Genomic DNA, 13,443 nt, shown 5'->3' with positions numbered 1-13,443 from the left:
CCCCTCAGTCGCCCGCGTAGGGGGTCGCGTCCGAGGTGTGCTCTCGACGCTCCCGTCAGTTGCCGGCGTAGGGGGTCGCGTCGATGATCTCGACGCTCATGCTGCGGCCGTTCGGCAGGTTGTAGGTGGCCTTCTCGCCGACCTTCTTGCCGTTGATGGCCGCGCCCAACGGGGACTTGGGGGAGTAGACGTCGATCGGGGAGCCGCTCTCCTCACGGGAGGCGAGCAGGAAGGTGACCTCCTCGTCGTCGCCCTCGAACGCGACCGTCACGGTCATGCCGGGGCCCACCACGCCCTCGGTGCGGGGGGCCTCGCCGACCTGGGAGTTCTCCAGGATGTGCTGGATCTGGAGGATCCGTCCCTCGATCTTGCCCTGCTCCTCCTTGGCGGCGTGGTAGCCGCCGTTCTCGCGCAGGTCGCCCTCCTCCCGCGCCGCTTCGATCTTCTGAGCGATCTCGATGCGGCCCGGGCCCGACAGGTGCTCCAGCTCCGACTTGAGCCGGTCGTACGCCTCCTGGGTGAGCCAGTTGACGTTGTCAGCACGGGTCTCGGTCACGGATACTCCTCTGTCCACACGTATTTCTGCTGTCCACACGCGTTTCTGCTGTTCACACGCATCGATCACGGCTCGCTCGCTGGACGAGCCGAACACACTGGCGGGCCGGGCGAAACCTCAAGCCTATCCGGTATGTGAGAGTAAAGGTTCCCCCCTGCGTTCACCCGCAATCCGCCAGACCGTCACATGGTGTGGCAGTCGCGGACGCGGGCCGCGTTGGCGCGCCGGGACGTCCGCAACGTGTCGGTTCGTTCCAGTTCACCGCGGCCGGCCGGAACGATGACCTCTCGTTCGGCCACCGGCGCGAAGTCGGTGTCCACCGCGTCGACCACGCACCGTACGCGTTCGTCCTTCGGCTTGGCGACCTTCCACCGCAGCTCGACGGTGGAGTCGTCGCGCACGATGAAGGTGATCGTCTGGGGGACGATGCCGGGGGTCCCTCCGGCGTTGGTGTAGATGACGGCCCAGCCGCCCGCGCACACCGAGACCACGAGCCCGATCACGACGTACCCGAGCCACCCCGGACCATTCCTGCGGGCGGACCCCGGATCGGGCGATGTGTCGGCGGCGTCGTTCATCGCGGGAATCTCCGTGCGGGTGGCGGACGTTGTCAGGGACAATTGTCGTCTGCCGCGACGGGTGCCCCGAACCGGGGTCGGCGCGGACGCTGCCCACCGACCGACAGGGAGACCCCGTGGTGTCCGAAGCACCGACCGGCACGACCCACGCCTCGACCCCCGCCCCGAACGGGAAGGGCGCGCTGCGGCTGATGGCCGTCCACGCGCACCCGGACGACGAGTCGAGCAAGGGCGCGGCCACCATGGCGCGCTACGTGGCCGACGGCGTCGAGGTGCTGGTGGTGACCTGTACCGGCGGCGAGCGCGGCGACATCCTCAACCCGGCCATGGACCGGCCGGAGATCAAGGCCGACATCGGGGCCGTCCGCGAGGAGGAGATGGCCCGCGCCCGCGAGATCCTCGGCGTCCGCCAGGAGTGGCTGGGCTTCGTCGACTCCGGGTTCCCCGAGGGCGAGCCGCCGCCCCCGCTGCCGGAGGGCTGTTTCGCGCTCCAGCCGCTGGAGGTCGCGGCCGAGCCGCTGGTCCGCGCGGTGCGGGAGTTCCGGCCGCATGTGATCCTCACCTATGACGAGAAGGGCGGCTACCCGCACCCCGACCACGTGAAGTGCCACGAGGTGTCGGTGGAGGCGTTCGAGGCCGCGGGCGACCCCGACCGCTACCCGGGCACGGGCGAGCCGTGGCAGCCGCTCAAGCTCTACTACCACATGACCTTCAACAAGGAACGGCTCGTCGCGCTGCACGGGGCGATGGAGAGCGCCGGCCTGGAGTCCCCGTACGGCGACTGGCTGAAGCGGTTCGACGACGGGCCCTCCCCGTGGGCGGTGACCACCCGCGTTCCGTGCGCCGACCACTTCGAGACCCGTGACCAGGCGCTCCTCGCGCACGCCACGCAGATCGACCCGAACGGCTTCTGGTTCGTGTGCCCGCTGGACCTGCAGCGCGAGGCATGGCCCACCGAGGACTACCATTTGGCCAGGTCCCTGGTCGACACGGAGCTGCCCGAGGACGATCTGTTCGCGGGGGTTCGGGAGAAGGTATGTCTGTAGCGCTGCTGCTCGCCGAGCCGGGGAAGGACTTTGAGCTCAACGACGACACCGTGACCCCCGGCCTGATCGGTTTCGCGGTGTTCGTCGGGTTGTGCGTCGCGGTGTTCTTCCTGGCCCGCTCGATGAACAAGCGGATCAAGAACATCGACCTGCCCCGCGAGGCCGATCTGCGGCAGCGGGACTGGGAGCGCGTCCGGGCCGACTCCGAGCCCGCCGACCCCGAGCCCGTCGACGAGACGGCGCCCGCGGAGGACGCCCCGGAGGAGAAGGTTCCCCGGGAATGACGCGTCGAGGGCATTGACGGCCCTCGGGGACGAGGGGATTCTTAGCGGCGATATCTGAGCCTTCTTCGTATTGCGGAGGTCGCCGGTGCGGATCCGGAGTCTGCTCGTGACGGCCGTCCTGGTGCTCGGCGGGGTGACGGCCCCGTCCGCGTCGCCCTCCGCCCTGGCGACCACCGGCCCCGGATGCGACCCCATCGATCCGGTGGGCTGTCTGATGCCGTTCCCGAACGACTGGTTCACCAGGCCCGACCCGTCCACCGCGACCGGGCGACGGGTCGCGTTCCAGACGGCGGCGATGCCCCGCAACCGGCTCGGCAAGGCGATCGACCCGCGGGAGTGGAACCGTTCCGACGGCTTCTCGCCCGGGTCGCCGCTGCTGACCCGGGTGCCCGGCGTCGACCTCGCCGAGACCGGGGCGGCGCCGATCACCGACATCGGGCGGTCGTTGGACGACGACGCGCCGATCGTGGTCATCGACACGGAGACCGGACAGCGCTGGCCGTACTGGGCGGAACTGGACGCGCAGGCGACCGACCCGGACCGTCGGGCGCTGATCATCCGGCCGGCGCGCAACTTCCTGGAGGGCCACCGGTACGTCGTGGCGCTCCGCGACCTCAAGGACGCGCAGGGGGGCGCCATTCCGCCGGGCCCGGCGTTCGGCGCGATCCTCGGGCCGTCGTTGCCGTCGACGCATCCGCTGCACGCCCGCCAGGGGCAGAGCCGCCGGACGCTCGCGGACCTGGCCCGGCACGGCGTCGGCACCGAGGGCCTCTACCTGGCCTGGGACTTCACCGTCGCCAGCCGCCGCAGCCTGTCGGAGCGGATGCTGCACCTGCGCGACGACTCGTTCGCGAAGCTGGGGGACCGGTCGCCGGGCTTCGTCGTCACCCAGGTCACCGACCACCCGCCCGAGGACGCCACCGCCCGCACGGTCAAGGGCCGGATGCTCGTGCCGAGCTACCTCAACCTGCCCGGCGGACTGCCGGGCTCCCAGTTCCACTACGGGCCGGACGGGCTCCCGGCGCGGCTCCTCAACAACACGCAGGCGCCGACGTTCCAGTGCACGATCCCCCGCGTCGCCCTGACCAGGCCCGCCCGCCCCGCCCTGTACGGGCACGGCCTGCTCGGCGGCGAGAACGAGGTGGGCGGCGGGAACGTCCGCGCCATGGCCGCCGAGCACGGCTTCGTGTTCTGCGCGACCAAGTGGGCCGGGATGTCGCTGGACGACGTGCCCAACGTGGTCACCGTGCTGACCGACCTGAGCCGCTTCGCGACCATCGCCGACCGGGCCCAGCAGGGCATGCTCAACATGCTGTGGCTGGGCCGCGCGATGATCCACGAGAACGGCTTCGCCGCCCACCGGGCGTTCCGGGGCCCGGACGGCGCGCCGCTGATCGACACCGGGGCCGAGCTGGTCTTCGACGGCAACAGCCAGGGCGGCATCATGGGCGGCGCGCTCACCGCCGTGTCCACCGACATCCGCCGCGCGGTGCTCGGCGTACCCGGGATGAACTACAGCACCCTGCTGAACCGCAGCGTCGACTTCGACACGTACTCGATCGTCATGAACGCGGCCTACCCCGACAAGCTCGACCAGCAGCTCGGTTTCGCCCTCATCCAGATGCTGTGGGACCGCGGCGAGGCCAACGGCTACGCCGAGCACATGACGGACCGGCCGCTTCCCGGCACCCCCGAACACCGGGTGCTCCTCCACGTGGCCTTCGGCGACCACCAGGTCGCCCCCGTCACGGCGGAGGTCGAGGCCCGAACGATCGGGGCCCGCATCCACGCCCCCGCCGTCGCGGCGGGCCGCAACCCCGACCGGGTGCCGTACTGGGGGATCCCGACGATCGGCTCCCATCCGTACGGGGGATCGGCGCTCGTCATCTGGGACAGCGGCACCCCGCACCCGCCGCTGACGAACACGCCGCCGTCGGGCCCCGAGTACGGTCGCGACCCGCACTCCGATCCCCGCAACTCCGCCGCCGCCCGCCGCCAGAAGGCCGTCTTCCTGACGACGGGCGAGGTCGTGGACGTCTGCGACGGGGCACCCTGCAGGGCGGGCCCGATCGGCTGAGCGCGGATTACCGGGGCTGGGCCGGCATGGGCGTGATGTCGCCCGGCCCTTCGCCGCCGCCCGACCCGTCGTCGCCCGGGAAAGGCGCGGCGGGGCCGTCCACCGGTGCGCATGCGGCGACCGGACCCTGGAACGTGGTCGTGCTGAACCCGGCCCCCTGGTCGGGGTGGTCCCGGTCGAACGACGCCTCCAGCACCAGGGTCTGTCCGGGCTTGAGCTGGCCGGGCTGGATGATGAAGACGATGGGCCCGCCCTCGGCCTCCTGGGCCTCCAGGACGCCGCCGCCGGGGAGCGTCGCCGCCTGCCGTCCGCGCGGCTGCCGGCAGGACTTGCCCTTCGGCAGGTAGTCGACGACCGCGGTGATGCCGGCCTCGCGCAGACTCGCCTCGACCTTCTCCGGCTCCAGGAACTCGCGGATCTCGACGCGAACGCTCCCGTCCGGGCGCTTCTCCACCGCGTAGGCGGGCGTGCCGCCCCACGGCTGGAGCACGGCGGCGGCGGTCAGTGCGGCGGCGGCGACGGCGCCCACGGCGGCGAGCCGGAATCCGAGCCGCCGTCCCCGGCGGTCCTTGCGGGGAGGGGTGGCCCCGGTGGTGTTCCCCGACGTGTCGGTCGCCTGCGCCAGCAGGCGGGCGCGGGTCTCGGCGCGGGTTCCGTCCGACAGCGGGGGAACGTCGGCGCCCAGCCGTGCGATGAGGTTGGTCTCGTCCATGGCTTTACTCCGTTTCGGCGTTCGGCTGAGAGGGGACGGCGGCGCGCAGTCGCGTTCTGACCCGGTGGATCCGCGAGCGCACGGTGCCGATGGGGATCTCCAGGGCGGCGGCGATCTCCTCGTAGGTGAGATCCGCCCACGCCAGCAGCAGCAGCGCGTCCCGGTCGCCCTGCGGGAGGTCGGTCAGCACGTCGACCAGCGGTCGGGCCGCCACGGTGGCGTCGACCCTGGCCGCGACCCGTTCGGCGGGCGAGGGCTCCGCCGGGTCGAGGCGCGCGCGGGCGAGCACGTCCCAGCGGCGCGCCTCCGCCCGTCGGTGGCCGCGCAGCAGGTTGGTGGCGATCCCCATCAGCCACGGCAGCGCCCCGGCCGGGCTGCGCGCCGCGTCGAACCGGTCGCGTTGCTCGAAGGCCGTCAGGAAGGTGGCCGACAGCAGGTCGTCGGCCTCGGTCGGGCCCGCCCGGCGGGCCAGATAGTGGTGGACCCGATCAGCGTGCCGATCGAAGACCGCGGCGAACGCCTCGGGTTCGTGCCGCGATCTTTCGATCAGCTCCGCGTCGGCCGGCCCGCCGTCGGCGCCCGGCCGGGAGATCCGCTCGAGTATCGTCACACCCTCTCTTGGGTCCTGCGCCGGATCCGGTTCACGGGACCGTCAACGCAGGAGCGCGCGGCGCAGCGTGATCCCGTGACGGACGCGCAACCGGCGGACCTCGAAGGAGGCTACCGCCGTCACCGAGAGCGGCGCGCCCAGCAGGAGCAGCGCGACCACTCCGGTCGGCACGCCCTTGTACGCCCCGGTGGCCAGGTCGATCAGCGCCATCACCCAGGCCAGGACGGTGGTCAGCAGCGGGGGCACCAGTTCGTGGACGTCGGCGGTCCGGAAGACGTGCGTGAGCGACAGGAACATGCCGTACAGACAGAACGGGGCCATCCACAGCAGCACGAACCAGGCCGCCGCGAACGCGACCGCCGGCTTGGCGGGCCCCGGCAGATCGCGCAGCCACTGGAACTCCGGCGCCGCCCCGAGCACGAACGTGAACGCCGCCCCGAACTGCGCCCCCAGGGCGAGCAGCGGATACCGGAGCCGCCGCAGGTACTCCCGCCGGTTCGGTGGCCGTGCGGCGAAGACGAACCCGGCGATCACCACCGGGAAGACGCAGCACATCCCGAGGATGTTCAACCAGATCTGATTGAACCGCTCGGAGGCGACGTCCTCGGGCGTCAGCAGTTGGTAGGTCAGCGCGACCCACACCACCACCAGGATCCCCGTCCAGGCCCGCGCGACCTGCAGCTTCCGCACCGTGGGGTCCTCGACACGATCCGGCCGCCGCGGCAGGAACACCCGCCGCGCCACCGCGATCGGGTTCCACTTCCGGAACAACCGCTGCGTCCGCGTCGGCGGTCGCGGCGGCCCCCAGGGAGGCTGCGGCGGCCCGTACGGCGGAGGACCGTACGGCCCCTGCTGCTGCCAAGGGGGCTGGGGACCGTACGGGCCCTGCGGCGGCCAAGGAGGTTGGGGTTGGGGACCGTAGGGGCCCGGTCCCTGGGGAGGCCATGGGGGCTGAGGGCCGTGGGGATTCGGTCCCTGAGGCGGCGGCGGAGGGGGATGCACGATGGCATCCTGACGCACCGACTGCTCTCCGTGTCCTGGAACGTCACAGGGTGATCGACACGGCGTCGGGCGGAAATGTGGTGACCGGAATGTTGTCCCGTCCCCACAATGGGGGCATGTCCACGCGCGATCTGCTGGTCCTCGGAACGGCTAGCGCCGTCCCCACCAAGGCCCGCAACCACAACGGCTACCTGGTGCGCTGGGACGGCCGGGGCCTGCTGTTCGACCCCGGGGAGGGCATCCAGCGGCAGATGATCCGCGCCGGGGTGGCCGCGCACGACGTCGACTGGATCTGCGTCACCCATTTCCACGGCGACCACTGCCTGGGCGTGCCGGGCGTCATTCAGCGCATCGCCCGGGACGGCGTCGAGCATCCGGTGCGGGCCGTGTTCCCGGAGAGCGGGCTGCACTACTGGCGGCGGCTCCGCCACGCCGCCTCGTTCCGGGACACCGACGTGATCCGCGAGCACCCCATCAGCGGGCCCGCCGCCGACATCGACACCGCCGACGCCCCCTTCGCCCTGACGGCCCGGCGACTCGACCATCCCGTGGAGGCGTACGGCTACCGGCTGGAGGAGCCCGACGGCGTCACCATGCTGCCCGACCGGCTCGCCGAGCACGGCGTTCGAGGACCCCTGATCCGCACGCTGCAGGAGGAGGGCCGGGTCACCACCCCCGACGGCCGCACGGTGACGCTCGCCGAGTGCAGCGTCCCCCGGCCGGGCCAGCGGCTCGCCTTCGTGATGGACACCCGGCTCTGCGCGGCGGCCCACGAGCTGGCGGACGGCGTGGACATGCTGATCATCGAGTCGACGTTCCTCGAGGAGGACGCCGCACTGGCCCGCGACTACGCGCACCTGACCGCCCGTCAGGCCGGTGAGATCGCCGCCAAGGGGGCCGTCCGCCGTCTCGTCCTCACCCACTTCTCCGAGCGCTACCGCGCCGAGGACGTGCCGCGCTTCGCCGAACAGGCCGCCGATGTCTTCGACGGCGACATCGTCGTCGCCCGTGACCTGGACCGCGTCCCCGTCCCGACCCGTCGCCGCTCCTGACCCGTCCCGAGGGCTCCCCGTGACCCGGGCGCGCCTCGGGGTAGGTTGCCGAACATGGCAGCCCACAAGGCCGGAGAGCCCCACGAGGTCGATGTCGTCGTAGTCGGGATGGGCCCCGGAGGTGAGGACGCGGCGGGCAGGCTGGCCGAGGCCGGCCTCTCCGTGGTCGGTGTCGAGGCGCGCCTGGTGGGCGGCGAGTGCCCGTACTACGGCTGCGTGCCCACCAAGATGATGATCCGGGCGTCCGACCTGCTCGCCGAGGGGCGTCGGATCCCCGGCATGGCGGGCGACGCGCGCGTGGCGGCCGACTGGTCCCAGGTGGCCAAGCGGATCCGCGAGGAGGCCACCGACTCGTGGGACGACCGGGTGTCCGCCGAACGGTTCGAGGACCGGGGCGGACGGTTGGTGCGCGGATACGGGCGGATCACCGCGCCCGGCGAGGTCACCGTGGGCGACCGGGTCCTCCGGGCCCGGCGCGGCATCGTCCTCAACACCGGCACCGAGCCCGCCGTGCCCCCGATCGACGGCCTGGAGGGCACCCCGTTCTGGACCAACCGCGAGGCCGTCGAGACCGAGACCGTTCCCGCGTCGCTGGTGGTCCTCGGCGGGGGTGCGATCGGCACCGAGATGGCGCAGGCGTTCAGCCGGTTCGGCAGCCGCGTCACCGTCGTGGAGTCCCGCGACCGGCTGCTGGCCGTGGAGGAGCCCGAGGCGTGCGACCTGCTGCGCGAGGTCTTCGAACGCGAGGGCATCACCGTGCGGACCGGGGCCCGCGCCACCGCCGTCCGCCACGAGGACGGCGCGTTCACCGTCGACGTCGGCGGCGAGCCGATCATCGGGGAGAGGCTGCTGGTCGCGACCGGCCGCCGCACGCGCCTCGGCGAGATCGGCGTCGGCGTGTACGGCCTCGACGGGGACGCCCGGTCGATCGAGGTGGACGAGCGGATGCGGGCCGCCGACGGCCTGTGGGCGATCGGCGACATCACCGGCAAGGGCGCGTTCACGCACGTGTCCATGTACCAGGCCGACATCGCGGTCCGGGACATCCTCGGCGAGGGCGGCCCGGCGGCCGACTATCGGGCGGTGTCCCGCGTGACGTTCACCGACCCCGAGGTGGGCGCGGTGGGCCTCACCGAGGCCCAGGCGCGCGAGCAGGGCCTCGACGTCCGCACCGGATCCACCCCGATCCCCGAGTCGGCGCGCGGCTGGATCCACAAGGCGGGCAACGACGGCTTCATCAAGCTGGTCGAGGACGCCGACCGGGGCGTCCTGATCGGCGCGACCTCGGCCGGACCCGCCGGGGGCGAGGTGCTGGGCGCCCTGTCGGTGGCGGTCCACGCCGAGGTCCCGACCGAACGCCTGCAGCACATGATCTACGCCTACCCGACGTTCCACCGGGCCATCGGCGTCGCCGTCAAGAACCTTTCCGCCCGATAGGGGAGCACCCATGAATCGTCTCAAGGACGCGACGAGCCCGTACCTCCTCCAGCACGCGGACAACCCGGTGGACTGGTGGGAGTGGGGCGAGGAGGCGTTCGCGGAGGCCAGGACCCGCGACGTGCCGATCCTGCTGAGCGTCGGCTACGCCGCCTGCCACTGGTGCCACGTGATGGCGCACGAGTCCTTCGAGGACGCCGAGACCGCGCGCCACATGAACGAGCTGTTCGTGAACGTGAAGGTCGACAGGGAGGAGCGGCCCGACGTCGACGCCGTCTACATGGAGGCGACCCAGGCCATGACCGGCCAGGGCGGCTGGCCGATGACGGTCTTCATGACGCCCGACGGCGCGCCGTTCTACTGCGGCACCTACTTCCCCCGTCCGCGCTTCCGGGCGCTGTTGGACGCGGTCGCCCGCGCATGGCGTGAGCAGCGCGACGAGGTGGTGGGCCAAGGGCGGCAGGTGGTGGACGCGCTGACCTCACGGGGTTCTGCCCTGGGCGGGGCCGAGCCGCCCTCGGAGGAGCGGCTCGCGCAGGCGGTGACCTCGCTGGCCGACTCCTACGACGCGGCGCGCGGGGGGTTCGGGGGCGCGCCCAAGTTCCCGCCGTCGATGGTGCTGGAGTTCCTGCTGCGCCACCACGCCCGTACCGATGACGGCCAGTCGCTCGCGATGGCCTCGCACACGCTGGAGGCGATGGCGCGCGGCGGCATGTACGACCAGCTCGGCGGGGGGTTCGCGCGCTACTCCGTGGACGACTCCTGGGTGGTGCCGCACTTCGAGAAGATGCTGTACGACAACGCGCTGCTCGCCCGTGTCTACGCCCACTGGTGGCGTTTGACCGGGGACCCGCTGGCCAAGCGGATCGCGTTGGAGACCTGCGACTGGATGCTGCGCGACCTCCGCACGTCCCAGGGCGGGCTGGCGTCCGCGCTCGACGCCGACAGCGAGGGTGTCGAGGGCAGGTTCTACGTGTGGACGCCGGAGGAGCTCCGCGCCGCGCTGGGGGACGCCGACGGCGCGGACGCGGCGGGGATGTTCCGGGTGACGGCGGCCGGGACGTTCGAGCACGGCAGCTCGGTCCTGCAACTGCTCGCCGATCCCGCCGACCCCGAGCGGTACCGCCGCATCCGCGCGCAACTGCTGGCGGCCCGTGAGGAACGGGTGCCGCCCGCCCGCGACGACAAGGTGGTGGCGGCCTGGAACGGGTTGGCCGTCGCCGCCCTCGCCGACTGCGGGGCGCTGCTCGGGCGTCCCGACCTGGTCGTGGCCGCCGGGCAGATCGTCCATCTGATCGAGAACGTCCATCTGGTGGACGGCCGGCTGATCCGGACGTCCCGCGACGGGGCGGCGGGCGCGAACGCGGGCGTCCTGGAGGACTACGCCGACGTCGCCGAGGGACTCCTCGCCCTGCACGCCGTCACCGGCGACCCCGCCCACGTCCGCCTCGCGGGGACGCTGCTGGAGGCGGTACTCACCCACTTCGAGGACGGTCACGGCGGCTTCTACGACACGGCCGACGACGCCGAACGCCTCTTCCGCCGCCCGCAGGACCCCACCGACAACGCGGCGCCGTCGGGCCAGTCGGCCGCCGCCGGCGCGCTCCTGTCGTACGCGGCGCTGACCGGCTCGGCCCGGCACCGCGAGGCCGCCATGTCCGCGCTCGGCCCGGCCACGCTGCTGGCGGAGCAGCACGCGCGCTTCGCCGGATGGGGCCTGGCGGTGGCGGAGGCCCTGGCCGCGGGCCCCCTGGAGATCGCCATCGTGGGCGACCCCGCCGACGAACGCACCCGGGCCCTCCATGGTGCCGCGTTGGCGGCCGTCGCCCCCGGCACGGTGATCACCCTGGGCTCCGGCGACGGCTCCGAGGGCGTCCCCCTGCTGGTCGGCCGCGGGCTGGTGGGCGGCGTTCCGGCGGCGTACGTCTGCCGTGACTTCACCTGCCGCCTCCCGGTGACCACACCGGCCGAGCTGACCGCCGAACTCGCCGGCCGATAGCCGTCGGTCGTCTGGCGGAAACCCCTGTGAGGTGGCGGGAACCCTCGTTTAATGGGACTCGTTGGGGACTTGGTGAGACCGTGACCTTGATCTCTTTCCCGGTTGGTGTTACCACTGGGTAACGCACGTCGTCCTGACGAAGTGTCGCCCCGGGCTCGAGGATGCGGGCGAACCGTCCGGGTACCTGGACGTTCGTCGGATCCATGGGCGATAGTCGGGCGCGTGCGCCGGCCGGGGGACCTGCCGGGCCGATGGGGTCACTGACGAGGGAGTGTTGCCGTGCGAAGGCCGAGCCGCCGCGTTCTACCGACGGTCATCGGCGTCGGCGTGCTGACATCCCTCGCCGTGAACGGGGCCCTGGTGGCCTCCTGGAGGCAGGCGCCGGACGAGACACCCGTCCGGGCCGGGGCCCAGCGGTACGTCGCCGCCTCCTCGGGCTCGTACGTCTCGCCCACCGCGGTCGCCCCGCTCGGCGACCGGGCGACCCCGCACCTCATGGCCGCCGCCACGGGCTCGCTGCCGTCCGACGTCGTCGAGCGCGTCCGCGGGCTCAAGGGCGTCGACCGCGTCGAGGTCATGGACGCGGCGCAGGCGATGGTGGGCAACAAGCGCGTCGGTCTCCTCGGCGTCGATCCCTCCACCTTCCGCGCGTTCACGCCGAAGCCCACCGCCCAGTCCGACGACCTGTGGCGCAACATCGCGGGCGGCGACATCGCCATCTCCTTCACCATGGGCAACGACGGCGGCGTCCGACTCGGCACCCAGATCCCCGTCGGCGGGCAGCAGCGGCAGTCCCGGATGCGGGTCGGCGCCTACGCGACCATGGGCCTCGGCGACGTCGACGCCGTGATCTCCCGGACGGCCGCCCGCTCCCTGGGCGTCCCCGCCGGCAACGCGGTGCTGATCAGCGCCGAGTCCAAGACCGACCGCAAGAAGCTCGCGAAGGCCCTGCGCAAGCTGCTCCCCAAGGGCACCAAGACCGTCGAGGTCAACCCGGAGATCGACGTCCCGGCCCCCGGCGGGAGCCTGCCCAAGGCCCGCGGCCAGGTGATGAACGCGCTCCAGGTTCAGACGGTCATCAGGGCGGCCCACACCCGTCTCGGCTGGCCCTACGTCTGGGGCGGCGAGTCCGAGTCCGAGGGCGGCTACGACTGCTCCGGCCTCATGCAGTACGCCTTCGCCCGGGCCGGCATCAAGCTGCCCCGCGTCGCCGCCGACCAGGCCCGTGCCGGCTGGGTGCTCCCGTACAGCAAGGCCCGTCCCGGCGACATGCTCATCTGGGCCAACGACCCGACCGCCCCCGGCTACATCTCCCACATCGCCCTCTACCTGGGCGAGGGCAAGATGCTCGCCGCCCCCCGCCGGGGCACCGTCGTGCAGGTGCAGGACGTCTACACCAACAACATGAAGGGCGCCGTCCGCGTCAACCCGCAGATGGGCGCCCGCCTGGCCGACTCCGGCCTCTGATCCCGGGCGATCCCGGGGCGATTACGCCCCCCGTGAACGGACGTGCCTTCGTGCTGTTCCGCCCTCGGCTATCGCAGTAATATTGATTACATGAATACAACTGAAGCGGCGGAGAAGCTGCGGGGCTGGTTCACCGGACGGCTGCCGCAGGACTGGTTCGAGGGCCCGCCCGAGGTGGTCGTCGACCGTGAGGAGGTCACGGTGGTCGGCACCCTGGCCCCGCCCCGGCTCGCCGAGGACGTCTCCGACGTCGAGCGCGCCGCCGTGCTGGCCGGGCACATCCAGCGCCACCGCGAGGAGACCCGCGACCGCCGCGTCGCCATCGCCCGCGAGGCCGAACACCGCTTCGGCCACAAGGTCTCCTGGGGAGCCGCCTGCGGCGACCAGCGGGAGATGTTCACCAGCCTGTCGGTCCCCGTGATGACCCGGCTGCGCCAGCCCGAGCGCCGCGTGCTCGACACCCTGGTCGACGCGGGCGTGGCCCGCAGCCGCAGCGACGCCCTCGCGTGGTGCGTGCGCCTCGTGGGGCGCAACGCCGACGAATGGCTCGCCGAGCTCCGCGACGCCCTGCAGCACGTCGAACGAGCCCGCGCCGCCGGCCCCAAGGTCTGAGCCGCCCCGGG

The 13,443-nt window shown here is 72.5% G+C and carries 13 protein-coding genes; 8 read left to right on the top strand and 5 right to left on the bottom strand.

From position 1 onward, the window contains the following. Positions 1-55 precede the first annotated feature (55 nt). The gene (gene greA / locus DFJ69_RS07420; protein ID WP_116021792.1) at positions 56-556 is read right to left on the bottom strand and encodes a transcription elongation factor GreA; all 501 of its coding nucleotides are present in this window, start codon (positions 554-556) and stop codon (positions 56-58) included. A gap of 182 nt (positions 557-738) precedes the next feature. Further along, entirely contained in the window at positions 739-1,134 is a 396-nt protein-coding gene (locus DFJ69_RS07415; protein ID WP_116021791.1) for a DUF4307 domain-containing protein, read from the bottom strand. 191 nt (positions 1,135-1,325) lie between these two features. On the opposite strand from DFJ69_RS07415, the gene mca reads away from it, so the two are divergent. From mca to DFJ69_RS07400, 3 genes are all read left to right on the top strand, one after another. Next, positions 1,326-2,180, top strand: coding sequence for a mycothiol conjugate amidase Mca (mca, locus tag DFJ69_RS07410; protein ID WP_116026465.1), 855 nt, complete (start codon positions 1,326-1,328; stop codon positions 2,178-2,180). After that, positions 2,171-2,464 (top strand): hypothetical protein, encoded by a 294-nt coding sequence (locus DFJ69_RS07405; protein ID WP_211328538.1) that lies wholly within the window; start codon positions 2,171-2,173, stop codon positions 2,462-2,464. Before mca ends, DFJ69_RS07405 begins: the two co-directional genes overlap by 10 nt. 85 nt (positions 2,465-2,549) lie before the next feature. After that, the gene (locus DFJ69_RS07400; protein ID WP_245974118.1) at positions 2,550-4,541 is read left to right on the top strand and encodes a hypothetical protein; all 1,992 of its coding nucleotides are present in this window, start codon (positions 2,550-2,552) and stop codon (positions 4,539-4,541) included. A 7-nt stretch (positions 4,542-4,548) separates the two neighbouring features. Here the strand turns inward: DFJ69_RS07400 and DFJ69_RS07395 are convergent, their stop codons facing one another. The 3 genes from DFJ69_RS07395 to DFJ69_RS07385 are packed head-to-tail and all read right to left on the bottom strand — an operon-like array spanning position 4,549 to position 6,553. Further along, positions 4,549-5,253 carry a hypothetical protein gene (locus DFJ69_RS07395; protein ID WP_116021789.1) on the bottom strand — a complete coding sequence of 235 codons (705 nt, stop codon included), beginning with the start codon at positions 5,251-5,253 and terminating at the stop codon, positions 4,549-4,551. Between the two features lie 4 nt (positions 5,254-5,257). After that, positions 5,258-5,863: an RNA polymerase sigma factor gene (locus DFJ69_RS07390; protein WP_245974116.1), complete on the bottom strand. Its 606-nt coding sequence runs from the start codon at positions 5,861-5,863 to the stop codon at positions 5,258-5,260. 42 nt (positions 5,864-5,905) lie between these two features. Beyond that, positions 5,906-6,553: a hypothetical protein gene (locus DFJ69_RS07385; RefSeq protein ID WP_147312231.1), complete on the bottom strand. Its 648-nt coding sequence runs from the start codon at positions 6,551-6,553 to the stop codon at positions 5,906-5,908. A gap of 428 nt (positions 6,554-6,981) precedes the next feature. Here DFJ69_RS07385 and DFJ69_RS07380 point away from each other — a divergent pair, with 428 nt between their 5' ends. The 5 genes from DFJ69_RS07380 (at position 6,982) to DFJ69_RS07360 (ending at position 13,432) form a co-directional block, all read left to right on the top strand. Then, complete coding sequence (locus DFJ69_RS07380) at positions 6,982-7,917, top strand: ribonuclease Z (protein ID WP_116021787.1); 936 nt, start codon at positions 6,982-6,984, stop codon at positions 7,915-7,917. Positions 7,918-7,971: 54 nt separating this feature from the next. Beyond that, positions 7,972-9,354, top strand: a complete 1,383-nt coding sequence (locus DFJ69_RS07375) for a dihydrolipoyl dehydrogenase family protein (protein WP_116021786.1) — start codon at positions 7,972-7,974, stop codon at positions 9,352-9,354. Positions 9,355-9,364: 10 nt separating this feature from the next. Next, complete coding sequence (locus DFJ69_RS07370; RefSeq protein ID WP_116021785.1) at positions 9,365-11,353, top strand: thioredoxin domain-containing protein; 1,989 nt, start codon at positions 9,365-9,367, stop codon at positions 11,351-11,353. Between the two features lie 279 nt (positions 11,354-11,632). Continuing rightward, positions 11,633-12,820 carry a C40 family peptidase gene (locus tag DFJ69_RS07365; protein ID WP_116021784.1) on the top strand — a complete coding sequence of 396 codons (1,188 nt, stop codon included), beginning with the start codon at positions 11,633-11,635 and terminating at the stop codon, positions 12,818-12,820. 90 nt (positions 12,821-12,910) lie between these two features. Further along, a complete protein-coding gene (locus DFJ69_RS07360) occupies positions 12,911-13,432 on the top strand; it encodes a hypothetical protein (RefSeq protein ID WP_116021783.1) in 522 nt (173 codons plus the stop codon). The last annotated feature ends 11 nt before the right edge of the window (positions 13,433-13,443 follow it).

The organism is Thermomonospora umbrina (assembly GCF_003386555.1).
Classification (GTDB): domain Bacteria; phylum Actinomycetota; class Actinomycetes; order Streptosporangiales; family Streptosporangiaceae; genus Thermomonospora; species Thermomonospora umbrina.
Note: the sequence above shows the minus strand (reverse complement) of the source record. Positions and strands in the feature narration are given on the sequence as shown.

Bases quoted from the DNA above. Each gene is read 5' to 3' on its own strand.
- DFJ69_RS07415 (WP_116021791.1), bottom strand. From the start codon at position 1,134: ATGAACGACGCCGCCGACACATCGCCCGATCCGGGGTCCGCCCGCAGG.
- mca (WP_116026465.1), top strand. From the start codon at position 1,326: ATGGCCGTCCACGCGCACCCGGACGACGAGTCGAGCAAGGGCGCGGCC.
- DFJ69_RS07405 (WP_211328538.1), top strand. From the start codon at position 2,171: ATGTCTGTAGCGCTGCTGCTCGCCGAGCCGGGGAAGGACTTTGAGCTC.
- DFJ69_RS07395 (WP_116021789.1), bottom strand. From the start codon at position 5,253: ATGGACGAGACCAACCTCATCGCACGGCTGGGCGCCGACGTTCCCCCG.
- DFJ69_RS07380 (WP_116021787.1), top strand. From the start codon at position 6,982: ATGTCCACGCGCGATCTGCTGGTCCTCGGAACGGCTAGCGCCGTCCCC.
- DFJ69_RS07375 (WP_116021786.1), top strand. From the start codon at position 7,972: ATGGCAGCCCACAAGGCCGGAGAGCCCCACGAGGTCGATGTCGTCGTA.
- DFJ69_RS07370 (WP_116021785.1), top strand. From the start codon at position 9,365: ATGAATCGTCTCAAGGACGCGACGAGCCCGTACCTCCTCCAGCACGCG.
- DFJ69_RS07360 (WP_116021783.1), top strand. From the start codon at position 12,911: ATGAATACAACTGAAGCGGCGGAGAAGCTGCGGGGCTGGTTCACCGGA.